General features: G+C 41.7%; 15 protein-coding genes and 1 riboswitch. Of the genes, 6 read left to right on the top strand and 9 right to left on the bottom strand.

What is annotated here, in order from left to right; genetic code table 11:
- Positions 1–10: 10 nt before the first annotated feature.
- Entirely contained in the window at positions 11–931 is a 921-nt protein-coding gene (locus NH454_RS04135) for an AAA family ATPase (RefSeq protein WP_135926037.1), read from the bottom strand.
- 125 nt (positions 932–1056) lie between these two features.
- On the opposite strand from NH454_RS04135, the gene NH454_RS04130 reads away from it, so the two are divergent.
- Complete coding sequence (locus tag NH454_RS04130) at positions 1057–2166, top strand: tRNA nucleotidyltransferase (RefSeq protein ID WP_253038282.1); 1110 nt, start codon at positions 1057–1059, stop codon at positions 2164–2166.
- Here NH454_RS04130 and NH454_RS04125 read toward each other — a convergent pair.
- The 4 genes from NH454_RS04125 to NH454_RS04110 all read right to left on the bottom strand — a co-directional run bounded on the left by NH454_RS04125 (position 2154) and on the right by NH454_RS04110 (position 5502).
- Positions 2154–2669 carry a DUF1566 domain-containing protein gene (locus tag NH454_RS04125; protein WP_135926311.1) on the bottom strand — a complete coding sequence of 172 codons (516 nt, stop codon included), beginning with the start codon at positions 2667–2669 and terminating at the stop codon, positions 2154–2156. The two genes, NH454_RS04130 and NH454_RS04125, sit on opposite strands and share 13 nt — an antisense overlap.
- A gap of 4 nt (positions 2670–2673) precedes the next feature.
- Positions 2674–4350, bottom strand: a complete 1677-nt coding sequence (locus NH454_RS04120; protein WP_135926039.1) for a DUF1566 domain-containing protein — start codon at positions 4348–4350, stop codon at positions 2674–2676.
- Between the two features lie 85 nt (positions 4351–4435).
- Positions 4436–4768, bottom strand: coding sequence for a hypothetical protein (locus NH454_RS04115; protein ID WP_135926040.1), 333 nt, complete (start codon positions 4766–4768; stop codon positions 4436–4438).
- Positions 4769–4791: 23 nt separating this feature from the next.
- Positions 4792–5502 (bottom strand): DUF2982 domain-containing protein, encoded by a 711-nt coding sequence (locus NH454_RS04110; RefSeq protein WP_135926041.1) that lies wholly within the window; start codon positions 5500–5502, stop codon positions 4792–4794.
- 241 nt (positions 5503–5743) lie between these two features.
- On the opposite strand from NH454_RS04110, the gene NH454_RS04105 reads away from it, so the two are divergent.
- The 3 genes from NH454_RS04105 (at position 5744) to msrA (ending at position 10518) form a co-directional block, all read left to right on the top strand.
- On the top strand, positions 5744–6796 hold the full coding sequence (locus NH454_RS04105; protein ID WP_135926312.1) for an efflux RND transporter periplasmic adaptor subunit: 1053 nt from the start codon (positions 5744–5746) through the stop codon (positions 6794–6796).
- Positions 6797–6799: 3 nt separating this feature from the next.
- Positions 6800–9898: an efflux RND transporter permease subunit gene (locus NH454_RS04100; RefSeq protein WP_253038281.1), complete on the top strand. Its 3099-nt coding sequence runs from the start codon at positions 6800–6802 to the stop codon at positions 9896–9898.
- 86 nt (positions 9899–9984) lie between these two features.
- Positions 9985–10518 carry a peptide-methionine (S)-S-oxide reductase MsrA gene (gene msrA / locus NH454_RS04095; RefSeq protein ID WP_135926043.1) on the top strand — a complete coding sequence of 178 codons (534 nt, stop codon included), beginning with the start codon at positions 9985–9987 and terminating at the stop codon, positions 10516–10518.
- A 60-nt stretch (positions 10519–10578) separates the two neighbouring features.
- Here the strand turns inward: msrA and NH454_RS04090 are convergent, their stop codons facing one another.
- From NH454_RS04090 to NH454_RS04080, 3 genes are all read right to left on the bottom strand, one after another.
- Entirely contained in the window at positions 10579–12432 is a 1854-nt protein-coding gene (locus tag NH454_RS04090; protein ID WP_253038280.1) for a TonB-dependent receptor, read from the bottom strand.
- Between the two features lie 33 nt (positions 12433–12465).
- Positions 12466–12620, bottom strand: a riboswitch (cobalamin riboswitch).
- Between the two features lie 166 nt (positions 12621–12786).
- Complete coding sequence (locus NH454_RS04085) at positions 12787–13026, bottom strand: hypothetical protein (RefSeq protein ID WP_135926045.1); 240 nt, start codon at positions 13024–13026, stop codon at positions 12787–12789.
- 122 nt (positions 13027–13148) lie between these two features.
- On the bottom strand, positions 13149–13631 hold the full coding sequence (locus tag NH454_RS04080; protein ID WP_138557246.1) for a YajQ family cyclic di-GMP-binding protein: 483 nt from the start codon (positions 13629–13631) through the stop codon (positions 13149–13151).
- Positions 13632–13788: 157 nt separating this feature from the next.
- On the opposite strand from NH454_RS04080, the gene NH454_RS04075 reads away from it, so the two are divergent.
- Entirely contained in the window at positions 13789–14139 is a 351-nt protein-coding gene (locus tag NH454_RS04075; RefSeq protein WP_253038279.1) for a VanZ family protein, read from the top strand.
- Positions 14132–15025: a 2-dehydropantoate 2-reductase gene (locus tag NH454_RS04070; protein WP_138557244.1), complete on the top strand. Its 894-nt coding sequence runs from the start codon at positions 14132–14134 to the stop codon at positions 15023–15025. The genes NH454_RS04075 and NH454_RS04070 overlap by 8 nt, the downstream gene beginning before the upstream one ends.
- A 90-nt stretch (positions 15026–15115) precedes the next feature.
- On the opposite strand, the gene thiI is transcribed toward NH454_RS04070, so the two are convergent.
- The gene (gene thiI / locus NH454_RS04065) at positions 15116–16573 is read right to left on the bottom strand and encodes a tRNA uracil 4-sulfurtransferase ThiI (protein WP_253038278.1); all 1458 of its coding nucleotides are present in this window, start codon (positions 16571–16573) and stop codon (positions 15116–15118) included.
- Positions 16574–16635 lie beyond the last annotated feature (62 nt).

Below are 16635 nucleotides of genomic sequence, written 5' to 3'. Positions count from 1 at the left end.
TGATCACTCGTTAAATTAGGTAGGATAAACCAATACCCATTCCTAATACGGCTAAAAATGAAACAGGGTAAAGCCATACATAGCTCGGCTCTCGAGCACCTTTAGGTATAACTTCAGTGCTGGTTGGCGGCAATGCCTCTTCGGCTGAACGCATCACAAGCTCACTGTCTATGGTAAGTTTTTGCTGCGAAAAAGCCCCCACCAAACAACGCTCACACAATAAATTGATTAATCTAGGTACGCCCTGAGTAACTTGATAAATCGCTTTTAACGCATCACCTGAAAACAAGGCTTGCTCAGTGCCCGCTTTAAACAAGCGGTGCTTGACATAGGCAAATACTTGCCCTTCAGTCAGTGGCAGTAGGTGGTAACGTGCCGTAATACGCTGGGCAAGTTGTCGAAGTTCAGTACGTTTTAAAAGCTCCTGTAGCTCTGGCTGCCCTACTAACACAATTTGCAGCAGCTTTTTGTGATCGGTTTCGATGTTGGTCAGTAAGCGCAACTGCTCAAGTACATCTGGTGCGAGTAATTGCGCTTCATCAATAATTAAGATGGTATGGCCACCAGCTTGGTTATTTGCCTCAAGGTGCTTTTTAATCACATCAGTGAGGGTTTTTAATGTGGCATTGTCACTGTCGTAATCAATTTTCAGTTCGTCGCAAATACTGGCAAGCAACTCTAGCTGCGACAAAGCTGGATTATGGATTTGCGCTACTTGGGTGTTTTCAGGCAACTGCTCGTGCAGGCTTCTTATTAATGTTGTTTTACCTGTACCGACTTCACCTGTTAATAGCACAAAGCCACCCGCTTCACCGAGTCCATAAGTAAGGTGTGCCAACGCCTCTTTATGGCGTTCACTCAGAAATAAATACTCAGGATTGGGGGCAATCGAAAAAGGTTTTTCTGACAAGCCGAAATAGCTTAAATACACCGTGATATTCCTTGCGTTTAAAATCACCGCCTATAATGGCAAAAAACAACGCTACTTAAAACCTTGTTCGCATTTTATTGAACAAATAACGTAAAATACTGAAAACACAAAATTGAAGGTGATCTATGCAGGTTTATTTAGTCGGTGGAGCAGTCAGAGACGCTCTACTTGGTCGTGAAATTAAAGAACGCGATTATGTGGTTGTCGGCGCCACACCTGAACAGCTAATAAACCAAGGTTTCCAACAAGTTGGCAAAGATTTTCCGGTGTTTTTGCACCCAAAAACCAAAGAAGAATATGCACTTGCTCGCACCGAGCGCAAACAAGGGCAAGGCTATACAGGGTTCATCTGTGATTTCACTCCAGAGGTAACTCTAGAGCAAGATTTAATTCGCCGTGATTTAACCGTCAATGCCATTGCTCAAGCCGAAGATGGCAGCTTAGTTGACCCATTCGGTGGCCAAGATGACATCAAAAAGCGTGTATTACGTCATGTATCCGATGCATTTAGCGAAGACCCATTACGGATATTGCGTGTAGCGCGTTTTGCTGCTCGGTATCATTACTTGGGCTTTACCATTGCCCCCGAAACTAAACAGTTGCTCATTGCTATGGTTAAAGCGGGTGAGCTTACAACCCTCACTGCAGAGCGAGTGTGGTTAGAGTGTGAAAAGTCATTAAGCGATGGTGCATTTAGCGATTTTTTAAATGTTCTTGCAAGTATTGGTGGCCTGAGTGTGATCAGTGCAGAGCTTGAAAAACAGTGGAATGAGGATACTTATAAAACACTCAAAGCTCGGTTCGATTATGCTAATAACCATCAGTTGCATGATACTGCACTCTTATTCAGCCAAGTAACGCTAAGTTTATCTAGTCAGGAAATTAACAGTATCGCAAATACAATTCGCTTACCGAATGAAGTACGCGATCTGGCTATTAACGCGCAAACCCATCAAGCGGTTTTAGCTAGCGAACAGCCTAGTTGCGACGAGGTTTTTAACTGCTTTAACCAGCTTGATTTATGGCGACGCCCAGAGCGTTTTCAACAGGTACTTAAAGTGTTAGAAATCAGTTTACAGCACCCCGTACCATGCCATGAGTCGTTAACACTTGCAGCAAATCAAGCAAAGGCTGTTAACCCTCAGCAATTTATCGCACAAGGTATTAAAGGGGCCGATATAAAAACCGCGCTCGAACAAGCGCGGCTCAGCGCCATTAGTCGTTACTTCTCGTAACGTACAAGGCGTAAATAAATATCCGATGTTTTAGCATGTAAACTGTTGATACCTTTATCAAACTGATACACCCACGCTAAATCACTGCGAGTTATACCGGATGTGCTACTCCAGTAGTTTTGCAGCTTAGTTGATAAAAATACTGTTTCGTTAATGCTAGGCTGCACACAACTATGCTCTAAGATGCTTGCAAGTTCTTTAATATTAGGAACATGCCAATCAGAATAACCAGCGAATGTAGCATTTTTAGCACCACGTAGCGCTTCACCCCATGTTAATTGCTGGCTGGTGCCTTCACATGCATCAATATCGCTATTATAGCTTTGCCCAAAAGTACAACGCTGCCACATCAAACCCGTTTTAATATCGCTAACAGTACCATCGATATGCGTGACAAAGCGGCTTGTTGGGGTTGTTTCGGTTGCTGCATCATAACAGACCTGAGCACTGACAATGCTCGGTACACTAACCAGTAAAGTAACGGCTGCAGATAGATATTTCATCATTTTACTCTCCCGGAGTTCTTACTAAACGCACAAAAGCCGTGTTGCCTTTTGGATAAGCTAAGTCATTCGCGTTACTCATATTTATGATATAAGCTTGCGACAAACTGGTACCATCCGCTGCAGTTTGTGAAGTCCAGTACGGCATGAATGCACTGCCATCAGTACTTAATTGCATTGCATTTGGCTGATTGGGGAAAAACTCAGTTGATAGTAAACTTGTACCACCTTGTTTAGCATAATCGAGTAACCCGAGTAACTCAGTATAAGTAGGAACACGCCAATTCGTTCCGCCGCAGAAGTCAGTGGCATTCACTTCATTTACATAAGTTTGTAAACCACACGATGTTGCACTTGGGCAAGTTGAATTTGCAGCGCCTTGAACGCTGCCTGCTTGAATGCCGTTTGAAGTCGTTAAATACCAAGTATAGTGGTTAGTCGCAGCGCGAGTTGTTGTGGCTGGAGGCAGTGCTGTGCTTGGGGATTTTACTTCCCAAATTAATCCTGTAACGTTATCTCGAACACAACTAAATGTGGTCGCATCATCAGGTAGTTCATCAGCAAATTCATTCATTTTTGTGAAATCGAATGCTAAATCGCCCTGACCAATTTTATCCAGTTGGTTTGCAACGCTATCGCGACCAAGATCCGCATCTTGATCTGGAAAATCAGCGCTCTTACAGTTTATTTTTTGTGAATTGTTATAGCAATCACTCATGCCAGTATCGTTAATTAAACCAAGCGGTTTTGGGCTAATATCGATAGTCACCGTGTCGGTGTCACTACGCGATTTACTGTCTGTTACTGTTACTTCAAAGCTAAGCTCGGTATCGGTATCAACATCAGGGGCAACAAAAGTGGTAATACACTGATTTTGATTAGCAAGAGTGACTGTTTCGCCACTCATTTGCTGCCAAAAACACTCTTTTGTTGCGGTAACAATTTCGCTACCACTGGCATCAAGAGTGACCGTATCAAACTCAATTACTTGTTGATCTTCACCGGCATTGGCAATAATCACTTCAAGAGTTTTGTTTAAGGTAAATGTTTGCTCGGTACTGGCTGAACCGCCTTCGTCATCAGTCACCGTGAGTCGCCAAGTAATTGGCGTATTTGATTCAAGTAATGGGTGGGTAAAACTGATTGTTTGATTTTCAAAGCTATCAACGATGAGCTCTGGGCCATCGAGTTTATTCCAAAGATAGCTGTCAACGGAGCCATTTTCGTCAATATCGATTGACTCTGCACCACTGAGTACGATTGTGTCGTTATACTGTGATGGCAGCTCTTCAGGGGCAATTTGAGTGATTACAGCGACAGGTAATTGATTATTAGAGGTAATAAAAATACTCACCTCGTCAGAAACCAGTTGCCCATCCGTCGTTTGATAATTAACTCTCAGAATAAGCTCTGAATCTAATTTAATATCGGGAGCAGTCAGTGTTTGCTCAGCTCCTTGTGCTGGAAAGCCTTCAATAACAGGACCACTGACGCGTTGCCATGTAAACGTACCATCAGCGGGAGAGCCCTTCGCAGAAACGGTAAACTCACTTTTTTCGATAATTTGCTGATCAAGACCAGCATTAACAGTCGCTGCAAGTGGGGTTTCACTTGAACCACCTCCTCCGCCACAGGCCGATAGTGCCGTTAATGCAACAAAGGTAAGAAGCACTAATCTCATATTTACCACCTTAAATTAACCACGCCAATTTATTAGGAACTGACAAATAAGGAAGTAATAAGCAAATTAAGTGCCAAGCTAAGGGTTATAGGTAACTTTCTTGGTGGATACGGACAAACAATTTAGTACCGACTTTACTGTAGTCTACTTTGTACTCTCTGCCATCAAGGGCTTGAATAAACAGTAATCGCTTTTCTTCTGCAAACACATCAGTGCTTGAAATATAAACCATTTCTAAATAACGTTCTTTGGCTTCACGGCGGTTTTTTGGCAGTTCATCTTTGAACGGCTCTAGGCCATTTTGGGTCACTTTAATTCGTGGGTGAGTTTCGCCATTGACGATCACCAAGTCGAGCTTCTTATCTTTATGAATAATCGTGTTGCGACCGCTTTTAATAAAAGCACGTTCTTGACTCATAGCCTGTTCCTACTTACTACCACCTACTGCTCATTATTTAAGCGAGTATTAATAAACTTGTTTGGGTTTAACTTCCAACGATTTAAATCTGCACTAAATTGCCAAATGTCAGTATCAAGAACATTGGCAGGCAATAATAAATCATATCCAGTCAATTGCCTTAAATGCTGCGTGCGATTAGCAAACATAGCAATCAATCCTTTGTAAAGCTGACCACTTGGGGCAGTGTATTCCGTGTCTTCTATAAGCCATTCTGATGGGCAATCGCCATTTTTGCAATGATTTTTAATAACTTGCATAAATAAATGACGTTGCTCTATCAATAATCGCCCGGCAATTCTGGGAGGGAGCTGCGTTAAAAATTCATCTATATTATTGAGTTTAATACCAACTGCGTTTAACTCAAGGTATTCGAGGTCTAGATGCACTTTTGGTATACCACTTTGGTAAAAATTATCGCGATTCAGCTGCCAATTGCCAGCTTTATGATGAAAAATAAGTAATTTCCCAGAAAAAGTAAAACTATAATATGGCTCTTGAGTCTTTAAAAAGCCAATGAAAATAGCGGCAATACAACTTGTTGCTAAAAATATTTCGATAATGCTGATCTCACCTGGCCTAAGCAGGTTAATCAACATAATAAACACCAACCCAATGCCCCCAACAAGTAAACATTCAATACCATGTCGAGATGCTTGGGCTCGCACTCGCAAAATAGGGGCTTGCTTATCCATAAAACGAAAAATAAAAAATAAACATAATAATAGTGACCAAAACTATCTTTCGGATCGTTAAACAATAGTTACACTTTGGTTCTTTACTCACACCAAAACCTCTCTTTTCATCTCATAAAAGGAACAAATTTGCCGAACTTTTAACTTTTACGCCAAATTCACAAATAAACGAGATATCTGACATACGTGGCACGTACTAATTTTGTACACTACTCTCAACTAATTTTCTGGTAACACGATGATGTATTCTACACAATCCGGTAAAGCTCTTTTTCCTTTTATTATCACACTATTGCTAGGGTTATGTATTTATTTGTACTTACCTTCAAGTCAAGGCGAGCAATCAAATTTTGGCGATCGCACAACGCAAGTAAAAGCACACACAGTCACCGCTGAAGAAAACGCAGTGCTTATTGAAGCAATAGGCAGCGCACGTGCCAATCAGGCTATTTACATACGAAGCGCTCAAAACGATTATGTTACTGACATCTTTTTCAATGATGGCGACTTAGTAAGTAAAGGTCAAAAACTCGTACAATTACAAGCACAAGAAGAAGAACTCGCCGTTAAAGAGTTAAGTATCAACCTACGCGAAGAAAAACGCCAATTAGACCGTCTAACCGAGCTTTCACGCTCGCAAGCAACCGCTAAATCGTTATTAGAAGAGCAACTTTCACGCGTAGACGCAACCGAAGCACAACTTGAAAGTGCAAAAACAAAGCTTGCTGAAATGACCATCAAAGCGCCCTTCACAGGATTACTTGGCAAGCGCGAAATTTCTATCGGTACTTACGTTAACAACACTACCAACATCACCACCCTTGATGATATCAGCATCATTAAAGTTGATTTTAAAGTACCTGAAAAGTACTTAGCGCAATTACAACTGGGTATGAAAGTGATGACGCAAAATGATGCTTATCCTGATAAAACCTTCACAGGTAAAGTGACCCACATCAGCTCGCGCATAGATTCTGTTACTCGCAGCGTTGAAGTCACCGCAAGCTTTATTAACGAAAGCGGTTTATTACGACCTGGTATGCTGTTAAACACCGCATTGGAGCTAAGCTCAAGTCAGGCATTAATGGTGCCAGAAAAAGCCGTAATCCCTCAACAAGACAAACACTACGTATTCCAAATTGAAGACGGTGTAGCAAACAAAGTAGAAGTACATGTTGCTGGTCGTCATGACGGTTGGGTTGCTATTGATAAAGGTCTTGAAAATGGTCAACAAGTTGTAACCGAGGGCATTATTAAAATTCGTACCGGCAGTAAAGTTAGTATCAAGGGATAAACCATGAAAATTACAGATACTAGCGTTAAACGCCCGGTTTTTGCGATCGTAATAAACCTGTTATTACTCACCTTTGGTTTGGTGGCATTTTCAATGCTACCACTGCGTGAATACCCTGATATTGAAACGCCAATAGTTAGTGTAAGCACTGACTATACCGGTGCCAGTGCAGAAATTATCGAAACTAAAATCACCCAAGTACTCGAAAATCGCATTTCGGGTATTGAGGGCATCAAAAGCATTAACTCATCAAGCCGTAATGGTCGCTCTAACATCACCATTGAGTTTAATATCAGCCGCGACATTGATGCCGCATCTAACGATGTACGCGAACGTGTAGCCCGTGCTCTTGATAGCTTACCAGAGCAGGTTCGCCCGCCTGAGGTCTCTAAATCAAACAGTGATGAAAGCCCAATCGCATGGTTCGTACTAAACAGTACCACCATGGATTCATTGCAGTTATCTGATTACGCACAACGCTTTATTGTTGATCGATTAGCCGTTGTTGATGGTGTCTCTAACGTGCGCGTTGGTGGTGAGCGTAAATACGCTATGAAAATCTGGTTAAACCGTAAAGCGATGGCTGCACGCGGCATTACCAGTAGCGATATTGAAAATACATTACGTACAGAAAACGTTGAATTACCCGCCGGTGAAATTGAATCTATCGACCGTGATTTTACAGTACGTACTGCGCGTAGTTATAAAGATCAGCGAGATTTTAGAAATTTAGTAATTAAACGTGGTGAAGATGGCTATTTAGTGCGTTTAGGTGAAGTAGCTGATGTTCATTTAGAAGCTGCTGACGACGAAAGCCTGTTCCGTGGTAATGGCCGTAACATGATTGGTTTGGGTATTGTAAAACAAGCCAAAGCGAACACGCTTACCGTAGTTGATAACGCCCGTGCTGAGCTCGAAAAAATTAAGCGTAACTTGCCAGAAGGCACCACTATTCAAGACAGCTACGACTCATCAATTTTCATCAAAGAATCGATTGACGAAGTATATAGAACGCTTGCGATTTCAATGGCGCTGGTTGTGTTAGTTATCTACTTATTTTTAGGTAATATTCGCGCAACGCTTATCCCTGCTGTGACAGTACCTGTTGCGTTAGTGGGTAGCTTTATGTTCTTGCTTGCTATGGGCTACTCAATCAACTTATTAACTCTGCTAGCACTGGTATTGGCTATCGGTTTAGTGGTAGATGACGCGATTGTTATGCTAGAAAATATTCACCGCCGCATTGAGTTAGGCGAGCCACCTTTATTGGCTGCGTTCCGTGGTGCTCGTGAAGTTGGTTTTGCGATTATTGCCACTACCCTCGTCCTCATCTCTGTGTTCGTACCGCTGGTGTTTATGGATGGCCGTATTGGTGCTTTATTTACCGAGTTTGCGATGGCTGTTAGTGCTGCTGTATTCTTTTCTAGTATTACGGCATTAACACTTTCTCCGGCACTGTGTTCAAAAGTACTCAAGGCTTCTGAAAAAGAGAGTAAATTTAGCCAGTGGATGGATAAAACCTTCGCCAAAATCGAAAATGCTTATCGTAACTCACTTACTTCTAATATGGGCCGTAAGTGGAGCTTACTACTAACCATGATTTTGGCCGGTGTTGCCAGCTTTATGCTATTCCAAAAAGTGCCATCAGAGCTTACGCCAAAAGAAGACCGTGGTACTTTCTTTATCATGATGAGTGGCCCTGAGGGTGCAAGTTATGAAAATAACGCAGCCAACATGGCGAAAATTGAAGAACGTTTAATGCCTTACTCTGAGTCTGGCGAATTAAGCCGAGTGCTTGTTCGTGTGCCTGGCTGGGGTGGTCAAGGTGGTGTTGCTATCATTGGCATGGCTGACTGGGATAAGCGTAAGCGCTCAACCTGGGAAGTAATGGACGAGATAAGCAGTAAAATGACCGAAGTAACTGATGTGCGTGCGTTTGCAATTATGCGCCGTGGTATTGGCGGCGGTGGCTCATCACGTCCTATTGAGTTTGTACTGCAAGGTAATGATTACGACCAACTAGCCGATTGGCGAGACCGCATTATTAAGCGTGCAGAGAAAAACCCAGGCTTGGTAAGAATCGACCATGATTATAAAGAAACATTCCCGCAGTTTTTAATCAACATTGATAAAAACAAAGCAGCGGATTTAGGGGTTTCGGTGTCTGATGTAGGCCGCACTCTCGAGACCATGTTGGGGCAGCGCCGCGTAACAACCTTTATTGACCGTGGTGAAGAATACGATGTGATACTTAAAGGTACTAAAGAAGACTTTGCGAACCCGACCGATATCTCAAATATCTACTTAAAATCACGCAGTGGCGAATTAGTGCCGCTAGATAGCTTAATTACCTTAAAAGAAGAAGCCACCGCTTCACGTTTAAATCGTTATAACCGTATGCGCGCAATTACGTTAAGTGCAAACTTAGCCGATGGTTATACCCTAGAAGAAGCGCTTAATTTCTTAAATCAAGTTGCCGCTGAAGAAAACGACATCGATGGTGCAATTGACTATAAAGGTGAGTCGCAACTGTTCTATGAAGGCGCATCAGCAATGACCTATGTGTTTATTCTTGCGCTCACAGTAACTTTCTTAGTTCTTGCTGCACAGTTTGAAAGCTTTATTCACCCATTTGTGATTATGTTGACTGTTCCGCTTGGCTTAGTTGGCGCATTATTTGGCCTTTGGTACACAGATCTCACTCTAAACATTTACAGCCAAATTGGTATCGTAATGCTGATTGGTTTAAGCGCGAAAAACGGTATCTTAATCGTTGAGTTTGCCAACCAACTGCGTGATAAAGGCGTTGAATTTAACGAAGCGATTACCCAAGCGGCAACGCAGCGTTTACGCCCGATTATTATGACCTCACTGACCACAGTTATGAGCTCGGTACCACTGGTACTTGCAAGTGGCCCGGGTGCAGAGAGCCGTATGGTAATTGGTGTGGTGGTATTTACAGGTGTAATAGTGGCAACCTTACTAACTCTATTTGTTGTGCCAGCAGCATATACTGCCCTAGCCCGTAATACTCAGTCGCCTGAGTATTTACAAAGCAAGTTAGAACAACAAGCTAAAGACAAACCGTTGGAAGAAATTTAGAACTGTCTTTAAGCAACAATAAAACGCCGTCTTTACGGCGTTTTGTTTTTTCAGCTATAGTCAGCAAAACAGTGAGGGAATAAACGATGGATAACAACATACAAATAGCTACTTTTGGCGGTGGCTGCTTTTGGTGTATTGATGCTGCATTTAGACGAGTGAAAGGCGTGCTTAATGTCAGTTCTGGCTATGCAGGCGGTGAAATTGAAAACCCTAGTTATCAGCAAATATGTACTGGCTTAACGGGTCATGCTGAGGTTGTTCAGCTCGATTTTGACAGCAGTATTGTGAGCTATAATACCCTTCTTGAAATGTTCTTTACTTTACACGATGCCACACAATTAAATCGACAAGGCAACGATGTAGGCACACAGTATCGTAGTGTTATTTATTATCATACTGAGCAACAAAAAGCTGAAGCGCAAACGATGATAGCAGCTTTACAGAAGCAAATTCGTGAGCCAATTGTCACTGAACTTAGCCCAATATCGAACTTTTACCCAGCAGAGCAATATCACCAAGACTATTACAATGAAAACCCGAATCAAGGTTATTGCAGTATCCTTATCGCGCCTAAACTTGAGAAATTCGGTCAATACTTCGCTGATAAACTAAAATGAAAAAAGCTCGCTAAGTAGGTAGCGAGCTTTTAGACGCAGAACTAATAATTTTCCTTATTATTAGAACTGATAACGGGCACCTACAAACAAGCGGCGCTCGGCCGTGTTGTAGTAATAAAACTCGTCGTTGATAAAGTCACCATCTAAGTCAGTGCCATAGGCATCAACGGCGTTATACTCTTTATCGAATAGGTTTTCTACTCGTAAAGACACAGTTAAGTTGTCAGTCGCTTGGTAGTGACCGACTAAATTCCATAACGTATACGAAGGTAAGTGAGTTAGCTTGCCATCACGGTCACCACGGTATTGCATATCAATACCGGCATCAAAATCACCCCATGCTTTATGTAATGACCAATTCACACTGTGGTTTGACACATAGGTTAGTGACTGACCGGTTTCGGTATCTTCAGCAGAGAGGTAAGTGAAGTTAAAGCTGTGATCAAAGCCAAACACTTGGTTTTTAAAGCTAAACTCAACACCTTCATGGCGAGCTTCGTTTATATTAGTTGGGATCCACTGCCCTGCTGCATTTGGCGCCCAGGCGATTTTGTTGTCGATTTCGCTGCGGAAAATCGCAATATCAAGGCTAATATCATTCACATTGAGTGATAGGCCTAGCTCTTGGTTATCTGATGTTTCAGGGTTTAACTCTGGATTACCCGAGCCTGGATAATATAGGTCATTAAAAGTTGGAGATTTAAAACCAGTACTTTGACTTACACGGAATGTGGCGATGTCATTTAAGTGATAGCCAACAGCGGCTGTGTAAGTGGTTTCATCACCAAACTGCTGGTCATCATCTTGGCGGACAGTTAGGTTTGCAAGTACTTGTTCATCATCATAATAAGCGCCAATGAACGCAGCGAATACTTCACGGTTGTCTTTTAAGTAAGTACCTGAGTTAGTGTTCACTTCATCTTTATACCAATTCAAACCGCCACTAAGAGTCAGCGCTTGATTGAAAAAGTATTGGCCATTGTAATCAATTTGCTCACGCTCAGTTTCAAACTTATCGACTACTGTCGCGCCAGTGTAATCAATACGTGAGTCATCTGAACTATCACTTGATATTGCAATATCAATGGCATGGCTGTGTTTTTCGAAAGCTTTTTTCCAACCTAGTGAAGCTTGGTAATTTTCGAACTCGCCTTTTTCTACAGTGCTGTCTGCAGGGCTATAAGCGCTATCGTATTGTGCTTCGCCTTCTGAGTATTGTGCTTGCGCTAAAAACTCACCTAACTGCTCATTTTGATAACCTAGGTTAAAGCCAAGGTTTTTGTTCTCGTAGCCGTCTTCATCTGGCGCTAAGCCTTGAAGGACATCAAAGCCATCTGTTTTTTCATAACCGGCATTAACGGCCACATCAACACCCGCAAACTGACCACCTGTCGCTACTTGGTACTCTTGGTAAGAGTCTGAGCCAAAAGTAACATCTAAAGTCGTATTTTGTGCTTTACGCGTAATGATATTGATCACACCAGCTAGCGCATCAGAACCATATACAGCAGCACGTGAGCCTTTAATTACTTCAACACGCTCAATACTGTTTAAAGGAATATTGCTAATACTTTTATAGCCAAGTGTTGCAGAGCCGGTGCGTACACCATCAATTAAAATTAGCGTATGGCGAGAGCTTGCACCACGTAATGAAACACCTGAGCTTTGCCCAAAACCACCATTGGCATTAATTTGAAAGCCAGCTTGAGTTGCCAGTAAGCTTGGTAAGTCACGAACATAGCTTGCCTCAATATCAGCACGGTCAATAACTGTAACACTAGCTAATACATCATTAATTGATTGTTCGAATTTATTGGCAGTAACTGTGATGTGCTCGATTGATTGCTCGTCAGCAGATACAGAAAAAGACAACGCAGCAGCAATCGCTACGCCTAACGCAGATTTATTTAGCATGATATCCCCTAGCCTGTGCCCACCGCACACGCAAATAGTAAGTTACTTCAAGGCCGGTCTCCGGACTCTGCGTATGTATGGCATACACATTACCGTTGCGGGGGCAGTGTTGGCATTGTTTTCTCCCTGAAAACGCACCGACTTCCCGATTATCTTGCGACTATTTCACCCTTTGAAATAACACGTATCTTTGTAGATACAGCAAGCACCTTGAAAATAGGCTGCTATTGTGATGATTTTAGGGAAGAATGTCAATGGACGGCTATACCGCTAAAGACAAATTTTAAGCTGTAAGCCGTAAGCCGAAAGTAAAAAAGCCAATCACATGGTGATTGGCTTTTATCAAACAAATAATTACCAGAAATACTCATGAGGTTTTGAGTTTCCTAACGGAAAAACAATTCCTTCTGGGTCAGCACCATTCATCACACGCTTGCAAAGTGCTTTATTTAAGCGTCTTCTTGGCTTAGTCATCGTCATTTTTACCCACCAACTTGGTGTTTGTTGATAAAAATAAGTACTGTGTGGACCTGTGTATTTTCTGTTTATTTTACCGTATTTATTACGGTCAATTGTTTTGTTTTTTACTGACATAAATATCCTCTAGCTGAAAATAGCTAGAAGATATCTTTTTCTCTGTAACCTAATATTCGTCTCATGATACGCTCCTTGTAAAGCTCAGAAACTTACTGGCTTACAGCTTAAAGCTATAAGTTTTAATCGCGGAAGTTTTTGAACTGGAATGGTTGACCTAAATCAGCAGCACGAACAACTTGCATTGCTTCTTGTAAATCATCACGTTTTTTACCAGTTACACGTAATTCTTCACCTTGAATCGCGGCTTGTACTTTGATTTTTGAGTCTTTAATTAACTTAACGATTTTCTTCGCTACGTCTTTTTCGATACCTTGCTTAAGTGCAACGTCACGCATTACGTATTTGCCGCTACGCGACTCGTCTCTTAATTCAAGGCTAGATACATCCAAACCACGCTTTGAAATTTTTGCTGCAAGAATGTCAAAAAGTTGCATCACTTGCTGTGGTGCTTCAGCTTTTAACTTAATTACTTTGTCACTTAGTTCGATTGATGCATCAACACCACGAAAATCAAAACGCGTCTCTAGTTCACGCTTTGCATTATCTACTGCATTCTGCGCTTCGTTCATTTCTACTTCAGAAACAATATCAAATGAAGGCATGGGGTTCTCCTAACATAGTCTTTTTTAAATTCGTTTATGGTTGGCAATTATAACGCTTATTTGTCGATTCTTTCTATTTTTATCCGATTTGTTCAGGTGCGATGCAAAAATTGTTTGATATACTGGCCATTCAATTTCGGCATTTTTAGGGGTTATTGTGACAAGGCGTGTTTACCAAGTTATCTTTTTAGCCAGCATTATTGGCTTTACGATTTTATTTGCCAAAGAAATTAAAGGGGTTGGCAACCTGTTTCCTCACGTCGATAAAGTAGCGCACTTTGGTATCTTCTTCACACTCGCTTTGGTGATGGACAAGGCATTTAAGTTACCTCTAATGGTACAAATTTTACTGTTAGCAGGCTACGGAGCCGCCATTGAATTTATGCAAGATATGCTGCCTTATCGCCAAGCCTCAGTTGGTGACTTTATCGCTGACTTTATTGGTGCTGTAAGCTATTTTGCTATAAAGCTTGGCTTTCATTTAGGTAGTAAGCAACGTAATGGCTAATTTATTAGTAGTGGGTGATGGCGCAATAGGCCTGCTATTTAGCCATTTTTTATCTGCACAACATGACATCACATTACTGACTCGTAAGCCAACCCTGACCACGCGTTTTTATCAAGCAAGTAATGGCAAATCACACCCTATTAAAGCGCGCCTTATTAATTATGCAGAATTAAATCAATCGCCGCCCTTTGACTTGGTATTAATTACTGTTAAAGCATTTCAGGTGCAAGCAGCTTTTAAGCAAATAAAACCTTACCTTACTAAAAACTGCCAACTTGTTATTTCTCACAATGGTATGGGTAATGTCGATGAACTTAATGCCCAACTGTTAGACACTCAAGGGTTATCGTTTCTAACAACTCGTTTAGCTGGCTTTAAAGCAACGCCCTATAGTGTAAACCACACAGGAAATGGCGAAAGTGTGCTTGGCGCATGTAATGCAGCAGCAACTGAAAAACTCAATGAACTTGACCATCTATTTAGCAGCCTGCCACACTTTTCAGTGAGTGATGATATTCACTCATTGCGCTGGCAAAAACTGTTAGTCAATATTGCCATTAACCCATTAACAGCAATCCATAACGTTAAAAATGGCCAACTCCGTGCACCGCAATTTAGCACTCGCATCATTAATTTACTGAGTGAAGCATGTCTGGTAGCCAATAAACAAGGTGTTGATGTAAAGCTTTGCGAAGCACTGGATCAAGCCTACTCGGTGATGACTGCAACTGCAGAAAACTTTTCTTCTATGCAGCAAGATATCAGCCATAACCGACAATCAGAAATAGATGCAATTTGTGGTTATGTGTGTGAACAAGGCGCTAAGCTAGGTGTAAAAACACCGTATAACCAAGCCATGCTGAGTATGATAAAAATAAAAAGCTAGCTACTAGAGGAAAGAGTAAAGTTACTAGCTTCTGACAATTATTTCAGGCATTAAAAAAGCGCGAACCTGTCGCGCTTTTATCACCATCCCTTACGGACGATACACTTTAACGTTGCTGAAGCCTTCTTCGTGTAAGATCAGCGCTTGAAGCTGACTCATCACACCTTTAGCACAGTATAAGTAATATTCTTTATCTTTTGGTAAGTCACCAAATTTAGTCGCTAAGCGGAAGAAAGGTAAATGCACAACTTCAATACCTTCAAGCTCAAGTGGATTTGCGTCTTCTTCTTCAGGTGAGCGAATATCAACAACAACCGCTCCCTTTGGTAAATCAGATACAGACTCGGCTTCTTTTACTTCTTGCTTAGCTTCGGTGTCGATATCGCGGATATCCATCACACGGGCATTTTCAACAACCATATTTAACACGTCAAAATCAAATTTAGCTTCTTCGGCAAGAATCGTTTTAATTTTGGCTTTAACCGTTGGCTTTTTAGAAATCACACCACAGTATTCAGGCATGCTTTCTGCCATTTCTGCGGTCCCAATTTTACGAGCAATATTAATAATATCTTGCTTGTCGTGTTGGATTAACGGGCGAATGATTAAAGTTTCAGTTACACGGTCAATCACACTTAGATTAGCCAGTGTTTGGCTTGATACTTGGCCAATACTTTCACCTGTTACTAATGCTTGCACACCTAACTTTTCTGCAACTTGGCTACCTGCACGCATCATCATACGCTTAAGCACCACACCCATTTGACTGTTTTCTACATTTTCTAAGATTTCAGCTACAACAGGTTCAAAATCTACAGTGACAAACTTTACTTTATGGGTAGAACTAAACTGTTTCCAGATATAATAGCTGGCTTGTTTAACACCGATTTCGTGAGCTGCCCCACCTAGGTTAAAGAATAAGAAGTGAGTTCGTGCGCCTTTGCGGATCATCTGGTAGCTTGCTACACCTGAGTCAAAGCCACCCGACATAAGCGACAGTACATCTTCTTGTGTTGGTAACGGGAAGCCTGCCATACCTAAGTGAGTTTCAGTAACGATATACGCTTTATCATCTCGCACTTCTAAACGAATGGTTACTTCAGGATGGGATAGTTTTACGCTTGCACCTGCAACATGCTGGTTTAAGCCGCCACCAACATAACGCTCTACATCGCTAGAAGTGAAATCGTGTTTACCCGAACGCTTACAACGCACACAGAATGTTTTACCTTCGATAGTGTGGCCAATTAGCTCAAGGGCTTCTTGATAAATATCGTCTAACGAATCAAAGTCTGTTTCTGTAACTTCGATAAATTGCACAATACCCGGAATGCGTTTTAAGCCATCGATGATATCTAGGCGAACTTGCTCAGAATCTAAAAGGCTCACAACCGAAATATTATCCCAGTTGTTTCTAACTTGTACTTTTTCGTCAACACGACGTAAGACGATCTTAATGTTATTTTCTAATAACTTGGTAAAACGCTTACGAACAGATTTACTCTTGATAGCGATTTCAGGGTGTAATTTGACGATAAATTTAAGCATAGTTCACTCTTAGACTGTGGGATTCACACGCCCCAAGGCAATACCAACCTCAAGGGCGCGCG

The organism is Pseudoalteromonas sp. Ps84H-4, assembly GCF_024124645.1.
In the GTDB taxonomy this organism is placed as follows: Bacteria; Pseudomonadota; Gammaproteobacteria; order Enterobacterales; family Alteromonadaceae; genus Pseudoalteromonas; species Pseudoalteromonas lipolytica_C.
Note: the sequence above shows the minus strand (reverse complement) of the source record. Positions and strands in the feature narration are given on the sequence as shown.

Excerpts from the sequence above, each read along its gene's own strand:
- NH454_RS04130 (WP_253038282.1), top strand. The coding sequence starts at position 1,057 with ATGCAGGTTTATTTAGTCGGTGGAGCAGTCAGAGACGCTCTACTTGGT.
- NH454_RS04125 (WP_135926311.1), bottom strand. The coding sequence starts at position 2,669 with ATGAAATATCTATCTGCAGCCGTTACTTTACTGGTTAGTGTACCGAGC.
- NH454_RS04120 (WP_135926039.1), bottom strand. The coding sequence starts at position 4,350 with ATGAGATTAGTGCTTCTTACCTTTGTTGCATTAACGGCACTATCGGCC.
- NH454_RS04115 (WP_135926040.1), bottom strand. The coding sequence starts at position 4,768 with ATGAGTCAAGAACGTGCTTTTATTAAAAGCGGTCGCAACACGATTATT.
- NH454_RS04110 (WP_135926041.1), bottom strand. The coding sequence starts at position 5,502 with ATGGATAAGCAAGCCCCTATTTTGCGAGTGCGAGCCCAAGCATCTCGA.
- NH454_RS04105 (WP_135926312.1), top strand. The coding sequence starts at position 5,744 with ATGTATTCTACACAATCCGGTAAAGCTCTTTTTCCTTTTATTATCACA.
- NH454_RS04100 (WP_253038281.1), top strand. The coding sequence starts at position 6,800 with ATGAAAATTACAGATACTAGCGTTAAACGCCCGGTTTTTGCGATCGTA.
- msrA (WP_135926043.1), top strand. The coding sequence starts at position 9,985 with ATGGATAACAACATACAAATAGCTACTTTTGGCGGTGGCTGCTTTTGG.
- NH454_RS04090 (WP_253038280.1), bottom strand. The coding sequence starts at position 12,432 with ATGCTAAATAAATCTGCGTTAGGCGTAGCGATTGCTGCTGCGTTGTCT.
- NH454_RS04085 (WP_135926045.1), bottom strand. The coding sequence starts at position 13,026 with ATGTCAGTAAAAAACAAAACAATTGACCGTAATAAATACGGTAAAATA.
- NH454_RS04080 (WP_138557246.1), bottom strand. The coding sequence starts at position 13,631 with ATGCCTTCATTTGATATTGTTTCTGAAGTAGAAATGAACGAAGCGCAG.
- NH454_RS04070 (WP_138557244.1), top strand. The coding sequence starts at position 14,132 with ATGGCTAATTTATTAGTAGTGGGTGATGGCGCAATAGGCCTGCTATTT.
- thiI (WP_253038278.1), bottom strand. The coding sequence starts at position 16,573 with ATGCTTAAATTTATCGTCAAATTACACCCTGAAATCGCTATCAAGAGT.